The 15,972-nt window shown below is 54.9% G+C and carries 16 protein-coding genes; 5 read left to right on the top strand and 11 right to left on the bottom strand.

Features of this window, described 5'->3' with window-relative positions; translation table 11 throughout:
* The first annotated feature begins 73 nt into the window (after positions 1-73).
* Positions 74-949: a translation elongation factor Ts gene (gene tsf / locus GS636_RS01785; protein ID WP_171668242.1), complete on the top strand. Its 876-nt coding sequence runs from the start codon at positions 74-76 to the stop codon at positions 947-949.
* A 382-nt stretch (positions 950-1,331) separates the two neighbouring features.
* On the opposite strand, the gene GS636_RS01780 is transcribed toward tsf, so the two are convergent.
* The 3 genes from GS636_RS01780 to GS636_RS01770 all read right to left on the bottom strand — a co-directional run bounded on the left by GS636_RS01780 (position 1,332) and on the right by GS636_RS01770 (position 3,657).
* Positions 1,332-2,087 (bottom strand): autoinducer binding domain-containing protein, encoded by a 756-nt coding sequence (locus GS636_RS01780; protein ID WP_171668241.1) that lies wholly within the window; start codon positions 2,085-2,087, stop codon positions 1,332-1,334.
* On the bottom strand, positions 2,084-2,533 hold the full coding sequence (aroQ, locus tag GS636_RS01775) for a type II 3-dehydroquinate dehydratase (RefSeq protein ID WP_171668240.1): 450 nt from the start codon (positions 2,531-2,533) through the stop codon (positions 2,084-2,086). Before aroQ ends, GS636_RS01780 begins: the two co-directional genes overlap by 4 nt.
* A gap of 128 nt (positions 2,534-2,661) precedes the next feature.
* Positions 2,662-3,657, bottom strand: coding sequence for an NADPH:quinone oxidoreductase family protein (locus tag GS636_RS01770; protein ID WP_171668239.1), 996 nt, complete (start codon positions 3,655-3,657; stop codon positions 2,662-2,664).
* A gap of 149 nt (positions 3,658-3,806) precedes the next feature.
* Here GS636_RS01770 and GS636_RS01765 point away from each other — a divergent pair, with 149 nt between their 5' ends.
* Complete coding sequence (locus GS636_RS01765; RefSeq protein WP_171183222.1) at positions 3,807-4,625, top strand: SDR family oxidoreductase; 819 nt, start codon at positions 3,807-3,809, stop codon at positions 4,623-4,625.
* A 14-nt stretch (positions 4,626-4,639) separates the two neighbouring features.
* Positions 4,640-5,674, top strand: a complete 1,035-nt coding sequence (locus tag GS636_RS01760; RefSeq protein WP_171668238.1) for a phosphotransferase — start codon at positions 4,640-4,642, stop codon at positions 5,672-5,674.
* Positions 5,675-5,692: 18 nt separating this feature from the next.
* Here the strand turns inward: GS636_RS01760 and GS636_RS01755 are convergent, their stop codons facing one another.
* Complete coding sequence (locus GS636_RS01755) at positions 5,693-6,304, bottom strand: 2-hydroxychromene-2-carboxylate isomerase (RefSeq protein ID WP_171668237.1); 612 nt, start codon at positions 6,302-6,304, stop codon at positions 5,693-5,695.
* Positions 6,305-6,500: 196 nt separating this feature from the next.
* Between GS636_RS01755 and GS636_RS01750 the strand changes: the two genes are divergently transcribed.
* Both GS636_RS01750 and GS636_RS01745 read left to right on the top strand, forming a co-directional pair.
* Positions 6,501-7,733, top strand: a complete 1,233-nt coding sequence (locus tag GS636_RS01750) for a serine hydrolase (protein ID WP_171668236.1) — start codon at positions 6,501-6,503, stop codon at positions 7,731-7,733.
* A 52-nt stretch (positions 7,734-7,785) separates the two neighbouring features.
* A complete protein-coding gene (locus tag GS636_RS01745; protein ID WP_171668235.1) occupies positions 7,786-8,655 on the top strand; it encodes an acyl-CoA thioesterase II in 870 nt (289 codons plus the stop codon).
* Here the strand turns inward: GS636_RS01745 and GS636_RS01740 are convergent.
* The 7 genes from GS636_RS01740 to GS636_RS01710 form a co-directional block, all read right to left on the bottom strand.
* The gene (locus GS636_RS01740) at positions 8,652-9,419 is read right to left on the bottom strand and encodes an SDR family oxidoreductase (RefSeq protein ID WP_171668234.1); all 768 of its coding nucleotides are present in this window, start codon (positions 9,417-9,419) and stop codon (positions 8,652-8,654) included. The two genes, GS636_RS01745 and GS636_RS01740, sit on opposite strands and share 4 nt — an antisense overlap.
* A 239-nt stretch (positions 9,420-9,658) precedes the next feature.
* Positions 9,659-10,348 carry a phosphate regulon transcriptional regulator PhoB gene (phoB, locus tag GS636_RS01735; RefSeq protein WP_171090046.1) on the bottom strand — a complete coding sequence of 230 codons (690 nt, stop codon included), beginning with the start codon at positions 10,346-10,348 and terminating at the stop codon, positions 9,659-9,661.
* Positions 10,349-10,360: 12 nt separating this feature from the next.
* Positions 10,361-11,062 carry a phosphate signaling complex protein PhoU gene (gene phoU / locus GS636_RS01730; protein WP_171668233.1) on the bottom strand — a complete coding sequence of 234 codons (702 nt, stop codon included), beginning with the start codon at positions 11,060-11,062 and terminating at the stop codon, positions 10,361-10,363.
* 16 nt (positions 11,063-11,078) lie between these two features.
* Complete coding sequence (gene pstB / locus GS636_RS01725) at positions 11,079-11,876, bottom strand: phosphate ABC transporter ATP-binding protein PstB (protein WP_171090042.1); 798 nt, start codon at positions 11,874-11,876, stop codon at positions 11,079-11,081.
* Between the two features lie 12 nt (positions 11,877-11,888).
* A complete protein-coding gene (gene pstA, locus GS636_RS01720) occupies positions 11,889-13,220 on the bottom strand; it encodes a phosphate ABC transporter permease PstA (RefSeq protein WP_171668232.1) in 1,332 nt (443 codons plus the stop codon).
* On the bottom strand, positions 13,217-14,689 hold the full coding sequence (pstC, locus tag GS636_RS01715; protein WP_171668231.1) for a phosphate ABC transporter permease subunit PstC: 1,473 nt from the start codon (positions 14,687-14,689) through the stop codon (positions 13,217-13,219). The genes pstA and pstC overlap by 4 nt, the downstream gene beginning before the upstream one ends.
* A gap of 93 nt (positions 14,690-14,782) precedes the next feature.
* Positions 14,783-15,823 carry a substrate-binding domain-containing protein gene (locus GS636_RS01710; RefSeq protein WP_171090036.1) on the bottom strand — a complete coding sequence of 347 codons (1,041 nt, stop codon included), beginning with the start codon at positions 15,821-15,823 and terminating at the stop codon, positions 14,783-14,785.
* Positions 15,824-15,972 lie beyond the last annotated feature (149 nt).

Below are 15,972 nucleotides of genomic sequence, written 5' to 3'. Positions count from 1 at the left end.
GCCCGTCACGTAATTGACATATGGGGCAGGGTAGACCTGCCCCAATTCCGTTTGAATTGAGGAGAGCCAAAAGATGGCAATCACAGCAGCAATGGTTAAAGAACTGCGCGACTCGACCGGCGCAGGCATGATGGACGCAAAAAAAGCGCTGACCGAAACCGGCGGCAACATGGACGAAGCCGTTGACTGGCTGCGCACCAAGGGCCTGGCCAAAGCGGCCAAGAAATCGGGCCGTACCGCAGCAGAAGGTCTGGTTGCAGTTCACGTAAACGGTGGCAACGGTGTTGCTGTCGAAGTGAACTCGGAAACCGACTTCGTTGCGAAGAACGCTGAGTTCCAGGAAATGGTTGGCAAGATCACCTACGCTGCTGAAGGCGTCGACAATGTCGAAGCTCTGCTGGTTGCTGATCTGGGCGGAAAATCCGTTGCAGACACCATCACCGACAAGATCGCCACCATCGGCGAAAACATGTCGGTACGCCGTATGTCCAAACTGTCGGGCGACACTGTTGTGTCCTACGTCCACAATGCGGCCACCAACGGCATGGGCAAAATCGGCGTTCTGGTTGCACTGTCGGGCGGCGACGAAGCCATCGGCAAGCAGGTTGCGATGCACATCGCAGCTGTGAACCCTGCTGCTCTGTCTGAGGCCGACATGGATCCGGCTGTTGTCGAAAAAGAAAAGCAGGTTCAGATGGACATTGCCCGCGAATCCGGCAAGCCGGAGCAGGTGATCGAGAAGATGATCGAAGGCCGTATGAAGAAATTCGTCGCCGAATCGACCCTGCTGAACCAGTCGTTCGTTGTGAACCCTGACCTGACCGTTGAAGCAGCGGCCAAAGAAGCGGGCGCAACCATCACTGGCTTTATCCGTCTGGAAGTTGGCGAAGGCATCGTGGTCGAAAAAGAAGATTTCGCAGCCGAAGTTGCCAAGGCCGCTCAGGGCTAAGCACGATATCTGGAAAGACTCCGCTTGGGGCCTTATCCCTGCAAAACGAAAGGGTTACGCTGTGCGTAGCCCTTTTTTGTTCGCGCAAATTAAGACGCGCTGAACGTGTGCTTTTTTGTCGTCTGAGGATGATATGGAGGGCCCCGCTTGATGGGGATGGTCGGGGCCCCCCAAAATTCCGACACAGGTACGCGGACAAATAGGCGCCCCCTTGTCAGAGTGATCGGAGAGCTCTGAAATTGCAAAGATCCAATCGAATGTTCCCTGGCTAAAGCCACCACTCACGGAACACTCTCACTTTGCAACTTTTTCGCCGGATTTGAAAAGTAGTGATTTCCTTACCTAGGGTAAACTGACGCGGGATAGCGTCAAAATCTAGCGGTCAGGCTTCCATTATGAACATCTGGTTGTGTAGCGATGCCTTGAGAACGGCTTGTGCCGTGGTTTCGACCGACAATGCCTCGCGCGCGAGTCGGAGGTGCTTCTCCACCGTGGCAGAAGTCAGCCCCATGAGTAGCGCGATGTCTTGTGTGGTTTTGCCGTCGCCAACCCATTGCAAAGCTTCTCGCTGCCTTTTCGTCAAAGCACGGTTTGGCGGGTTGAAGGGCAAAGTGAGAATTTTTAGATGGGCGACGTTGTTCATCAAAAGAATGTCCTCGCCATGCTCTTGCCAGACGGCGTCGATCTCTTCCTGGCTCATCCCGTTTTGAGCAGAAAGTGAGATTGCACCTTTGGACCGCATGGAGACAGAGTTGAAACTGACTGTATAGCCAGCCACAACACCCATGGACTTGTTGAACTCGAACACTTTGCGTTCTTCGTTCGTCAAAGTTCCGCTGGCGTTCATGTCCTGAATCATTTTCCAACTGGCAGCGCCTTCATTGTCCAATGCCCATTTCAACATGGGAGCATGAAAATAAAGGCCGCCCTTCAGGAACCCGTCCACATAGGCGCGCTTGTGATTGGTCAGAATAACAAAATCTTCGGGGTCGCCCAAAGACGTCGCCGTTCTGTAGACCGTATATCCATAGATCAGGCGATCGAACCCGAATTTGCCCATTTGACGACAATGGGCATCCCACAGGTCTTCCATGGTCTTGGTATAGCTGACATACCGCAGGTATTCTTTGAGTGTCATGCCGCGCCACCTGCTTTCAAATGCGCAGCCAGTGCATCCAGAGCCAGAATGTAGCCTTGCGCACCGAAGCCAATGATCTGGCCCAGAGCAACCGGCGCGATATAGGATTTGTGCCGGAACGGTTCGCGAGCATGAATATTGGAAAGATGTACCTCAACCAGCGGCAGTTCGACCGAGGCAATCGCGTCCATCAATGCAATCGATGTGTGTGTAAAGGCACCGGCGTTCAGAACAAGGCCTGATTGCACGCCACGCGCCGCATGGATTGCGTCAAGCAACACACCTTCGTGGTTGGATTGCAGATGCGTGACATCCAGCCCAACAGACGCGCCATGCTGCACGCAACGTTCTTCGATCATATGCAAAGTTGTGCTGCCGTAGACCTCAGGCTGACGCGTGCCAAGCAAGTTGAGGTTTGGGCCGTTTAATACCAGTACTTTATGCATGTCTTCACAATCCCCATTAGTGGTTCATAGACATCTAACGGCCGGGTTGTCTACCTGGCTTCACACAACAAAGCTTCGCCTGCGGCTTTGGTGCAAGACTTGTACAAAAGCTGTATTTTCGGTTTAGCTCATTCCATCGTTATGACCAGTTTTCCAAGCACAGATCGCTGTGACATCTGCTCAAGCGCCTCAGAGGCGCGTGCCAGGGGAAACCGGGCACTGATACGGGGTTTTATTGCCCCGGATGCATGAAGGGCAAAGAGATCTGCAATGTTCCGAGCATGGCCCTTGGGGTCGCGGAAAACGGACGCACCCCAAAAGACGCCCACGATCTGGCATCCTTTCAGCAAAGGCAGATTTAGGGGGATTTTGGGAATGCCTGCCGGAAATCCAACCACAAGATAGCGCCCGTTCCACGCCATGCAGCGCAAGGATGGTTCGGCCAGAGCACCACCAACCGCGTCATAAACGACATCCACCCCATTGGGTCCGGCGATTTTCTTAACCTCGGCAGAAAAAGCCTTTTGTGCGTCTTTGTCCAAATCATGCGGATAGATGATGACCTCATCAGCTCCAATCTGGCGGCAAAACGCGGCCTTTTCAGACGATGAAACGCCCGCGATCACTTTGGCACCCATGGCTTTGCCAAGTTCAATGGCAGCAGATCCAACACCACCGGCTGCGCCTAACACCAATAGTGTTTCGCCGGTCTTTAGGTCAGCCCTGTCTTTAAGCGCGTGATAGGAGGTGCCATAGGTGAAAATAAAACAAGCGGCGTCTTCATATGGCATGCTCTTAGGTATTTTGATGGCAGTGTCCGCGCGGATCGTCGCGTGGGTCGCAAAGCCATTATGCCCCGTCAGGGCAAGAATGCGATCGCCGACCTCAAATCCAGGTACGTTTTCGCCCAATGCCAGCACTTCGCCTGCGATCTCACCACCGGGAGCAAAGGGTCGTGGCGGTTTAATCTGATACAGGTCCCGGATGATCAATGTATCGGGAAAGTTCACACCTGCAGCTTTAACAGCAACCAAAAGTTGGCCTTTTCCAGGTTGAGGGTCGGGCAGGGTGGTCAGCTCCAGTGTTTCGGGTCCGCCCGGTGCGACGCTGAGTAATGCTTGCATACGACCTCTGTTCTGCCTGTAACGTGTCTTTGGGAAGTTTTGGTGCCGCTTTAAAGTTTGTCAACGTGAACGACGGCCGCCTGCCGTAACGGTAACAGGTGGATCACGGCAAGCTCTGACAGGCATCAACGAGAGTGAGGAGCACCAGAATGACGCCAGACACCCTATTTTCGCTTGAGGGCAAAACCGCACTTGTCACAGGTGGCGCAACAGGCATCGGGCGTATGGCGGCCGAGGCGCTCGTGCGAGCAGGCGCGCGCGTTTTGATCGCCTCGCGCAAAGGGGACGCCTGCGCCGAGGTTGCGGCTGAGCTGAACGCGTTGGATGCGCCGGGACACGCCGAGGGCTTTGCAGGCGACATAGGTAGCGAGGCAGGTATAGCCAACCTTGTATCAGACATTCAGAAGCGAACAGAAACACTTGATATTCTTATGAATAACTCGGGTGTGTCGTGGGGCGCGCCGCTGGGGCAGTTTCCTTATGACGCCTGGGACAAGGTGATGTCTGTCAATGTGACGGGGATATTCGAACTGACCCAAAGGCTTTTACCCTTACTTATGAAATCGGGAACCGCCGACGATCCCGCCCGTGTTGTCAATGTTGGGTCTGTGATGGGTGAAGTGCCCATGGGGGACGGGGCCTATAGCTATTCGGCGTCTAAAGCTGCGGTTCTGCATCTGACAAAGATCATGGCCAAAGAGCTTTCTCCGTACCACATCACCGTCAACGCACTGGCACCGGGGCCGTTTGTATCCCGGATGACAGCGTTTGCCACAGCGGATGAGACCACCCGGGACAAAGTTGGCAAATCCGTCCCGCTGGGCCGGGTCGGACGTGACGAAGACATTGCAGGGTGCATGCTGTTTCTGTGCGGCCGGGGCGGCAGCTATGTGACCGGAGCCGTAATTCCGGTTTCCGGCGGGATCAATGTGGTGACGGCTGGTAATATTTTTGCAGAAGCCTTGTGATCGGAAGATAAGCCATGAGCAATGACACCAATCTCGATCTGGCTGCCGTGGATACGTATCTCAGCGCGCATCTTTCAGGATACAAAGGACCGTTGGAGGCAACCAAATTCACGGTTGGGCAGTCCAACCCGACATTTGAGCTTCGAACGCCCGAAGCCGCCTATGTGCTGCGGCGAAAACCTCCGGGTGTGCTGCTGAAATCTGCCCATGCCGTCGATCGCGAGTTCAGAGTGCAACGCGCGCTGTCAGGCAGTCAGGTTCCGGTGCCTGAAATGTTCCTGTTGTGCGAGGATGACACTGTAATCGGTTCAGCGTTTTACGTGATGGAACGTTTGCACGGCAGGGTCTTTCCCGAACCAACCCTGCAAGGCGAAAGCAATGAAACACGCACTGCTGTCTTGAAAGAAATGAACCGGGTGCTTGCCGGTTTGCATATGGTCGATATCGATGCTGTCGGCCTGTCCGATTTTGGACCTGCTGGTAACTACTACGAGAGGCAGATATCGCGTTGGACCAAGCAATATCGCGCGTCCGAAACGTCTGTGATTGAAGACATGGATGCTTTGGCAACCGAACTTGTACGCTCGGTTCCCGCGGATGATGGGCAGCGCACCTTGGTGCACGGGGATTATCGCATCGACAACCTGATGTTTGCGCCGGACGGCACGGATTGCATTGGAGTGTTGGATTGGGAATTGTCAACAATTGGCCATCCATATGCGGATCTGGCCGCCGTGATCATGCAATGGCAGCTGCCACCGGGAAAACAGGGGCGGGGTCTGGCGGGGATAGATCGCGCCAGCCTGGGTCTGCCTAGTGATCAGGATTTTGTCGCCCAATATTGCAAGCGACGGGGTTTGCCGGGCATTGACAACTTCGGGTTTTACCTGGCCTTCAACTTCTTTCGTATGGCCGGCATTTTGCAGGGCGTCTACAAGCGCGCTTTGGACGGAAATGCTTCGGATCCGGAGCGAGCCAAGGCCTATGGCGCCTATGTTCCATTGTTTGCGCGGCACGGGCTGGAGGCGCTGCGAAGCACATTCAATTGACTGTGTAAGCCTTGGAAATCAATCGCTTTGTGCTCTCTCTAACTCTACCCTTACGTTCGGCAGGCTGTTCTTGCCAAAAAACATCTCGGTCCCGACGAACACGGTAGGAACGCCAAAAACGCCGCGGCGAACATTGGCCTTGGTTTGATCTTTCAGGTCTTGTTTGACATCGGGGCCGGTCATGGCTTCGCGGATTTTGCGCACAGGCAAATCGTTCTCGTGCAGGATGTCGACAAGCACCGCCAGTTCGTCGACCTTTTGCCCATGCACCCAAATCGCATCAAAAATCGCGTTTATATAGTTGGTTTCCCAAGATTTACCTTTCGCAAAATGAGCTCCGCGCATTGCGAATTTGGTGTTCATGGGGAAATGCGGGCTCATGTGAAAACTCAACCCGCGTCGCCGCGCAAAGCGGTGAAGGTCATGGGTCAAATAGGCGGTTTTCTGACGGTTTTCCGAAAACGCTTGAAATGGGCTTTGATTGTGGGTCGCCTTGAAGACGATCGGCAGAAGTACAGGAACGTAATTTATCTCAACATCGTGCTGCGCGGCCAGATCCGGCAGCACTTTGTGGGCCAGAAAGGCATTTGGGCTGCAAAAGTCGTAAACGAAATCGATGCTTTGCGTCATGGTGATCCCTTCCATCCGTTTGGGGGCTCTGTTCGGATCATCACACTGCGAATCCGAGATAGCCGCAGTCTAACACTTCAATGCAGGGCAAGCTTGCGTCGTCTGAGGCGAAACCATGGGTAAATTAAATTTTCGCTGTTAACTCAGGCTTCAAACCGACACACTCAAAGAAGTTAATCGGATGAAAGAAGGTCTTATGCCTCTACAGCCAGTGATGTTTGATCAGTCGCGCCTGGATCGAATTCGGGTCTGGATGGACAGCTATGTCGAGCAAAGGAAGTACGCAGGATCCTCTTTTTTACTTCGTCAAAACGGGTCCGAAGCATTCTTTCATGCAAGTGGTCTCAGGTCCGTAGAAAGCGATCTGCCATTTGAGCGCGATACGCTGGTGCGCATCTATTCGATGACAAAGCCGATTACATCCGTTGCCTTGATGATGTTGGTGGAACGCGGTCTGTTTCATTTGGACGCCCCAGTGTCCGACTTCTTACCTGAATTCAAAGAGATGCGAGCGCTTGTTCCAGAAGCCAAATCCATAGATCACACAGAAGATGCGCCAACGCCAACTCTGCATCAGTTGCTGACGCACACCAGCGGTTTCAGCTATCCGTTCAACCCTGGAGTTCTGCCCGAAGCCATGGATGAGCAAGATCTCTTGTTCAAACCAAATCAAGGACTTCTGGCAGATCGCGTGCAAGATTTGGCTGGTCTTCCACTGGCATTTCAACCAGGCACCCGCTGGGAATACTCGGTCGGCACCGATGTTCTGGGCCGGGTGATCGAGGTTGTCTCTGGCCAGACGCTAGCGCAGTTCTTTGAACAGCATATCTTTGAACCGTTGGGCATGCGCGAGACCGCTTTTTCGGTGTTATCTGGGGCAGGGGACCGATTTGCCTCGCTCTACACACCCCTTGCTGGGGACGCCATGGCGCTGAACTCAGCCAATCAAGGCGATGACAGCCTGCGACTGGTCGATAGTTGTGCCGGATCACCGTTCTTCGAAACCACGACCTTTTCAGGTGGTGGCGGGCTGATCTCGACGCTTGATGACTACGCTAAGTTCGCGGATATGCTGCGTAATCGCGGTATTGGTAACGGCCAGCGCCTGCTTGGGCCAAAGACCATCGAGTTCATGATGCGCAATCATTTGCCGGGGGACATCGCCTCGATGGGGCCAAAAAGTTTTGCAGAGCAACCAATGGAAGGGATGGGTTTTGGACTTGCAGGGTCGGTTGTATTGAATCCCGGACGTGTCCGGGTGCCCGGTTCGATTGGGGATTTCAGTTGGGGCGGCATGGCTTCGACCTATTTCTGGATCGATTGGCAGAACGACCTGACGGCAGTTTTCTTCACCCAGTTGTCGCCATCCAGCTCATACCCATCCCGTGCTGAACTTAAGGCACTGGTTCATGCGGCCATGATTGAATGATCTTAACCGGGCTGGTACCCAAGGCGCGATTACCTAACTTTACAGGCTTAAAATGACCGAAGCGGAACGTGTCTTACTGGATCTTCTGGATATTGAACGCCTGGAAGTTGATTTGTTCCGAGGCACGGGTTCGGGTGGTGAAACGCCGACACGTATCTTTGGCGGGCAAGTCATTGCTCAGGCGTTGGCTGCTGCGTATCGGACAGTTGACGACCGCTTGTGCCATTCACTCCATGCCTATTTTATCCGGCCTGGCGATCCTGAAATACCTGTTATTTATCAGGTTGATAGGGCGCGAGATGGAGGCTCTTTCACAACGCGTCGCGTTGTTGCCATTCAGCACGGAAAACAAATTCTAAACATGTCTGCGTCCTTCCATGTTCAGGACGAAGGTTGGGACCATCAGCATCCAATGCCATCTGTGAATGCACCCAAAACCTACCCGTCCCGCTCCGAGCTGCGGCAATCCTATGTTGACCGTGTGCCCGAGCGCTTGCGCGGTGAGTTACTGCGTGAACGCCCGATCGAGGTGCGCGATGTGGATCCTATGGACCCGTTTACGCCAAAAGTTTCTGACGACCGGAACCAGACCTGGTTTCGGATGTCTGCAGCGGCTTCAGCCGATGCGAAAACGCAGCATCTTTTGCTGGCCTATGCCTCGGACATGAACCTCATGTCTTCAGGCTTGCGTCCCCATGGGCTGAGTTGGTTTAGCGGCGAATTCAATGGCGCGAGTCTTGACCACACGCTTTGGTTCCATGCACCTGTTCAGTTTCAGAATTGGCACCTCTATGTGATGGACTCACCTTGGACAGGGCAGGGACGCAGCTTTAATCGAGGCTCAATTTACTCTGAAGATGGTACTTTGGTGGCATCTGTCGCTCAGGAAGGGTTGATGCGCAAGGCTCATCCCAAACGCTAAGATTGGCTATTAAACTTTTGATGTAACTTAGACATTCCGGATAGCCAACTGTCATAATCCGCAGTTTTGAGCTGCATGTAATCCAGAACTTGTGGATGCGGCAGTACAAGAAACTGTTCGGCTTCTATGGCTTTGACACAGGCTTCGGCAACATCACCGGGTTCCAGCATTCCGTCGATGGACGCTACCGAGACTTCATGTCCTTCGGTCATCTTCGAACGGACAGCTTGCGGGCACAAAACCGAGACTTTTAAACCTTGTGATCCGTATGTCAACGCAAGCCATTCGGCAAATCCAACCGCCGCGTGTTTACTGACAGCGTACGGAGCTGCGCCTGGTTGGTTTAACAAACCGGCAGCAGAGGCGGTCGTCAGTATATATCCGCCGTCGCGAGAGATCATGCGGGGAACCAGATGCCGCGCTGTCCAAACATGTGACATCACGTTGATTTTCCAAATGCGGTCCCAATCTTCATCGGCAGTGTCGATTCCACCGAGCGTCAAAATTCCGGCATTTGCGCAGAACAAATCGATTGGGCCGACCGTATCTTCGGTAAAGTCGATCAACGCCTTGATTTGGTCTTCGCTGGAAACATCACAGGGAAACGCATGTCCATTTAACTGAGCTGCCAGAGATTGTGCACCGTCTTGGTTGATGTCCGAACACACAACATGCGCGCCTTCATGCGCAAACCGTTCGGCCAATCCACGACCAATGCCATGCGCGGCGCCTGTTACAACAACAGTTTTATCTATGAAGTTCATTTACGTTCCTGAACGCTTAAAGCCAGTACAGAAACAGTGTACGTGTGCGTAACGTTAGACAAGCTACTTCTGCAATATTACCATAATACCAATTACACGTTATAATGATGTTACCTGAAGAGTGACCAGTGAGTGTTTCAACCAACTGGTTTCTAACGGTAAAACACAGTGCACGTCGAAATCTCATACGACGTGCTTTGGACAAGTATAATCCGGAAAACTTCAGTTCTTCCCCGACTTTAGCCGAGTGCGTATCCAGCGCCGCGTACCGTGCGAACTGGATCTTCTCCACCGTGTTGCGTCAAGGCTTTGCGCAAACGTCCGATGTGAACATCAACCGTTCTTGTGTCGACATAGATGTCGCGCCCCCAGACACGGTCCAGAAGTTGCTCACGGCTCCAGACCCTGCCCGGCTTTTCCATGAAAGTGCTGAGCAGCCGAAACTCGGTTGGACCGAGTTTCAGAGGCTTGCTGTCGCGGCTCACTTTGTGCGTCTCAGAATCCAGAACGATATCGTCGAACTCCAGCCGAATGCCAACGGTAGCTGGACGAACCCGGCGAAGTTGTGTGCGAACGCGCGCCATCAGTTCGACAACAGAATAAGGCTTGACCACATAGTCATCCGCACCGGTTTCCAAACCACGCACCTTGTCGACTTCTTCAGTGCGCGCCGACAGCATGATGATCGGAATTGAACGCGTTTCGGGCCGGCTTTTAAGGCGGCGGCAGACTTCGATGCCGCTGAGGTTCGGCATCATCCAATCCAGAACGATGATATCGGGGCAATCTTCATCCACCAGCAACATGGCCTCGTCGCCGCTGGCGGCTTTCGAGACGCGAAACCCTTCTGCTTCGAGGTTGTAGGCCAGCACTTCGCGTTGGGCCAGTTCATCCTCAACCACCAGAACTGTCGGTTGATCTGCGGACATTTCGGTCGTCTCCTACACGGTTTGCGACGTGGTGTCGGCCTTGGGCCGTGCCTCGGTTGGGCGCTCTCCGGTGACCAGATAGACCACCTGCTCGGCAATCGAGGTGACGTGATCGCCCATGCGCTCGATGTTTTTGGCGATGAAATGCAGGTGCATACAGGAGGAGATATTGCGCGGATCCTCAGCCATGAAGGTCAGGAATTCGCGGAATAGACCGTTATACATCTGATCCACGTCTTCATCGCGATTGATGACATCAGTCGCCAGTTCTGCGTCACGTTGAATATAGGCGTCCAGCGCATCGCGCAGCATCCGTTCGACCTCGCGCGCCATACGACGCAGAGCTGCAGCGCTTCCGTTGATCTCGCCCGCATCGACCAGCACCGTGGTACGTTTGGCGATGTTCTTGGCATAATCACCGATCCGCTCAAGATTGCCCGAGACTTTCAGGACAGACAGAACCAACCGTAAGTCGCTGGCTGTGGGCGCACGCAGTGCGATCAGGCGTGCGGTTTCTTCGTCGATGATATCTTCCAGCGCATCGATGGCTTTGTCGCCCTGCCGCACTTCTTGCGCCAGTTCCACATCGCGGGTCTCTAGCGAGCGCGCGGCGCTCATGATGGCGGCTTCGACAAGGCCGCCCATCTTCATGATATGCGCTTGGATCGCCTCGAGGTCGCGATCGAATACGGATGCAATATGTTGTTCGCTCATTGTCAAATACCTGAACTCAGCCGATACGGCCGGTGATGTAGCTTTCCGTGCGCGGATCTACAGGGTTGGTAAAGATCTGTCCGGTTTCCCCGAACTCGACCAGATTTCCCAGATGGAAGAAGGCGGTTTTCTGGCTGACACGTGCGGCCTGCTGCATCGAGTGGGTCACGATCACCACTGAATAGCGCGAGCGCAGTTCGTCAATCAGTTCTTCAACTTGCGCAGTTGCAATTGGATCCAAAGCCGAGCAAGGCTCGTCCATCAGCAGAACTTCGGGTTCAGTCGCAACGGCGCGTGCGATGCATAGACGCTGTTGCTGACCGCCCGAAAGGCCGGTGCCAGGCGCATCAAGACGGTCCTTGACCTCATCCCAGATCGCGCCACGACGCAGGGATTTTTCAACGATTTCATCCAGTTCCGCCTTGTTCTTTGCAAGGCCGTGAATGCGCGGGCCATAAGCCACGTTGTCATAGATCGACTTGGGAAACGGGTTCGGCTTTTGGAACACCATGCCCACCTTGGCGCGCAGCTGAACCGGGTCAACCCGCTTGTCGTAGATGTCTTCGCCATCCAGCAGGATATCGCCTTCGACCCGGCAGATGTCGATGGTGTCGTTCATCCGGTTCAGACAGCGCAGAAACGTGGATTTGCCACAGCCCGACGGGCCGATAAAGGCGGTCACGGTCTTGTCTTCAATCGCAACATCCACGTCTTTGATGGCGTGAGTGTCGCCGTAATACACCTGAACCTTTTTGGCGTTGATCTTGATGTCTTTGGAGTCCACGGCTCTCTCCACTCGTGTCATGTCGTTCATTGTTGCCCCCTCTTACCAACGGCGTTCAAAGCGGCGGCGCAGGATGATTGCGATGATATTCATGGTCAGCAGGAACATCAAAAGGATGATAATGCCGCCCCAGGCTTTCTCGTAAAACCCAACATCGGCGCGCGCGGCCCAGGTGTAGATCTGCGCAGGCATGGCCGAGTTCGGCTCGGTAAAGCCAGCGACGAAGCCATCGGGATAACCGCGCGCCACAAAGCCCACCATGCCGATCAGAAGCAACGGAGCGGTCTCGCCCAGGGCTTGCGCCAGACCAATGATGGTACCTGTCAGAATGCCCGGTGCGGCCAGTGGTAGGACATGATGGAACACGGCCTGCATTTTCGAGGCCCCTACCCCCAACGCTGCGTCACGGATCGACGGCGGAACCGCCTTCAGCGAAGCGCGGGTCGAGATGATGATTGTCGGCAACGTCATCAGGGTCAGCACCAGACCACCGACCAAGGGCGCCGATTGCGGCAGATGCATAAACTGGATGAAGACGGCCAGACCCAGAATACCGAACACAATCGACGGAACGGCTGCGAGGTTAGAGATATTCACCTCAATCAGGTCCGTAAATCGGTTCTGCGGTGCGAATTCCTCAAGGTAAATCGAAGCCGCGACACCGATGGGCAATGACAGCGCCAAAACCACCAGCATCATGAAGAACGAACCAACAACCGAAGCGCCGATGCCCGCCCCTCCGGGGTTGTCCACGCCCGAGTCTGCACCTGTAATGAAGGGCCAGTTAAATGCCTGCTTGATGATACCTGCCTCTTTCAGGGCATCGACCAGATCCAGGTCGCTGAGCTGCAGGAAGCGGCTGTCTTGCAGGGTGTCACGCGAAACGCGACCCTTGAAGTACCCGTCAACCCGGCTTGAGGCTGCCAGATCGAACTGTACCGGTTCCCCCAGTTTGTCTGGGTTGTCCGCGTAAAAGGTGCGGATCGTGCCACCCACTTTACCCAAAAGACGCTCAATCGCGTCCTGATCGAAATCGACGGTTACACCGCTTTCGGTCAACTGATCGTTCAGCGCACCGATAAACAGGTCGGAATAGGCTTTGGTCTTGAACAGAGTGCCTTCCGCTTCGTCGCGTTGTGCCGGCGACAGAGTGAACTCGACGCTCACAACGGTACGCTGAAAGGCCGGGATGCCCTGCGATAGGATCGAAGCGAACAGAACGATCAGAAAGAAAAGCCCGGTCGCGATTGCAACGATACCATACGCGCGGAAACGCTTCTCTGCATTCGCACGCTTCTTTGTACGCGCGTCCGAGGCCATCAACGAAGTCGCGTGACGGCCTGCGTTCGGGGTGTCCATGCTTGCGTCGGTCATTCGTACTGCTCCCGATACTTACGCACGATGTAGAGGGCAAAAACGTTGAGCCCCAGCGTGAGGATGAAAAGGGTCATGCCAAGGGCAAAGGCGACAAGCGCCTCGGGCGAGGCAAAGTCTGCGTCACCGGTCAACTGGCTGACGATTTTTGCGGTGACGGTTGTCATCGCTTCAAAAGGATTGAGGCTGAGCCGGGCGGCGGCCCCTGCCCCCAAAACCACGATCATGGTTTCACCGATGGCGCGCGATGCCGCCAGCAGGATCGCACCCACGATACCGGGCAACGCGGCTGGCAGAACAACCTGGCGAATGGTCTCGGATTGAGTCGCACCCAAACCGTAAGATCCGTCGCGCATCGCCTGAGGTACCGCGTTGATGATGTCGTCAGACAGAGACGAAACAAATGGGATCAGCATGATGCCCATGACAATACCGGCGGTCATTACGGCTGTACCTGCCTTCATCCAGCCAAAACCGTTATCGCCGAACACGTCCAGCAAAAGCGGGCCGACAGTCAGCAGGGCAAACAGACCGTAAACGATGGTCGGGATTCCGGCCAGAACCTCAAGCAGAGGCTTGGCGACAGAGCGCACGCGGGATGAGGCGTATTCGCTGAGGTAAATCGCGGCAAACAGTCCGATGGGCACAGCCACCAGCAGAGCCACCAGCGAGATATAGAACGTGCCCCACAGCAGAGGGATGATCCCCAGATCCGATGCGCCGCCGCGGCCCGAAAAGCTGGGCGCCCAGGTTGTACCAAAGAAGAAGTCAGACGCGGGATAGAGTTTGAAGAACTCCCACGTGTTGAAGACCAGCGACAGAACAATTCCGATAGTCGTCAGAATTGCGATAGAAGCCGCAGCCAGAAGCAGAAAGCGGACCCCCTGCTCGACCACGTTGCGGGCACGGTAGTCGGAATGTGTCTGAAACCAGCTGATTGCGGCTCCAATCAGAGCCACCAGAATGACCGCACCCGTCATGATCGCGTAACCGGTGGAATTCATGGCGCGGTAGCTTTGTGCAGCCCGCAGAACCGGTTGAGTGATCTCGGACGTTACCACCTGCCCGGCATCTTTCAGGCGCTGCGTCACGTCGGTTACGTCCGCGCGCGCGTTGCTGGCCTGATCTTCCGAAAGCACGCCGGCGGCCACAGCGTTGTTCAGCCCGTCCGCCGTGCGGCGTACTTCAGCCATAACCAGGCTCAGTGACGAGCCTTCTTTGACGGAAGTCTCCGGGATCATTTCGGAAACCTGAGACGACACGTATAGCGGCTGGGCCAGCAGCCAAATGATCAGCAGACCAAAGGCGGGTACAATCGCTTTAAGGGCTACATTTGCGCCGTAGTAAGTTGGCAGCGAGTGCAGGTTCCTGCTGTCTCCGCCTGCGCTTTGCAAGGCGCGTGCGCGTCCTGACACATAACCGACTGCGGCGATCGCAAGCACGATCAGAAAGAGCCATAGTATCGGCATGACACCCCCGTAAGGTCTTGGCTGGGAATTTCGGAAAACACAGTTGGGGGCGGCATAAGCTGCCGCCCCCGGTCATTCAAGCCAAAGGCGGGATTAGCTGCCCGAACCCATGGTAACTTCGTTTGCGATGGCGTCCTGGGTCTTGGCCAGCTCAGGATCTGCAACCAGGCCATAGTTGGCCAGAGGGCCGGAACCGCCTGCGATTTCGTCAGCAGTAAAGAACTGTGCGTATTCTTTCAGGCCAGGGATCACGCCGATATGGGCTTTCTTGACGTAGAAGAACAGCGGACGCGACACAGGGTATTCACCCGAGGCGATGGTCTCGGTCGAAGGTGCGATACCACCCATGGTGGCCACTTTCAGCTTGTCGGTGTTGTTCTCATAGAACGCCAGACCAAACACGCCGATGCCGTTGGGGTTGGTGTCGATACGCGCCAGAGTTTCGGTGTAGTCGCCGTCGATATCGACCGACTTACCGTCGGTGCGGACGTCCAGGCATGCGTCTTCGGCGTCATCTTCGCTCATGCCGCCTGCAACCATGGCTTCCATGGCGCCAGTGGCTTCGCAGCCTTCCAGCAGAACTTTGTCTTCGAACACTTCACGAGTGCCGTGCTTGGTGCCCGGGATGAACATTGCGATTTCAACGTCCGGCAGATCGGCGTTGAATTCGGCCCAGCTGTTGAAGCTGTTGTCGACCAGCGCGCCGTCTTTCATGACTTTCGAACCGATGGCGTTGTAAATGTCGGCAGGCTCGAACGCGGTAAAGGCAGGGCCGGATTGCTGGCTTGCAAATACGATGCCGTCATAACCGATGCGGACTTCCATGATGTCGGTCACGCCGTTTTCGGCACAGGCTTTGATTTCTTTTTCGCGGATTTTACGCGATGCGTTTGCAACGTCGATGGTGTTTTCGCCAACACCCTCACAGAAACGCTTCAGACCGGCCGAAGAGCCGCCGGATTCTACAACCGGGGTCGGGAAGTCGGTGTTTTCACCGAACAGTTCAGCAACAATCGAAGCATAAGGCAGAACGGTCGACGAACCGGCAACCTGTACGTTGTCACGGGCAGCAGCAGTGGTTGCCGAGACGGCAGCAATCGCCAGCGCAGAAGCCGACAGTTTGACAAAGGACATTTCAGTCTCCCTGAAAAGGTATGTTTGATCACCCCCATGATGATCCTGCGCGAACCCATAGGCCGCATGCGTAAGCCTTTTGTGACAAGTGTGTAACGGTTTTATGACAACCAGCGTTTTGTAACGCTTTACTTGTCGTAAAGTGACCC

This window comes from Ruegeria sp. HKCCD4884 (assembly GCF_013110855.1).
Classification (GTDB): domain Bacteria; phylum Pseudomonadota; class Alphaproteobacteria; order Rhodobacterales; family Rhodobacteraceae; genus Ruegeria.
The sequence above is the reverse complement of the archived record's forward strand: the minus strand, read 5'-3'. Positions and strand labels throughout refer to the sequence as shown.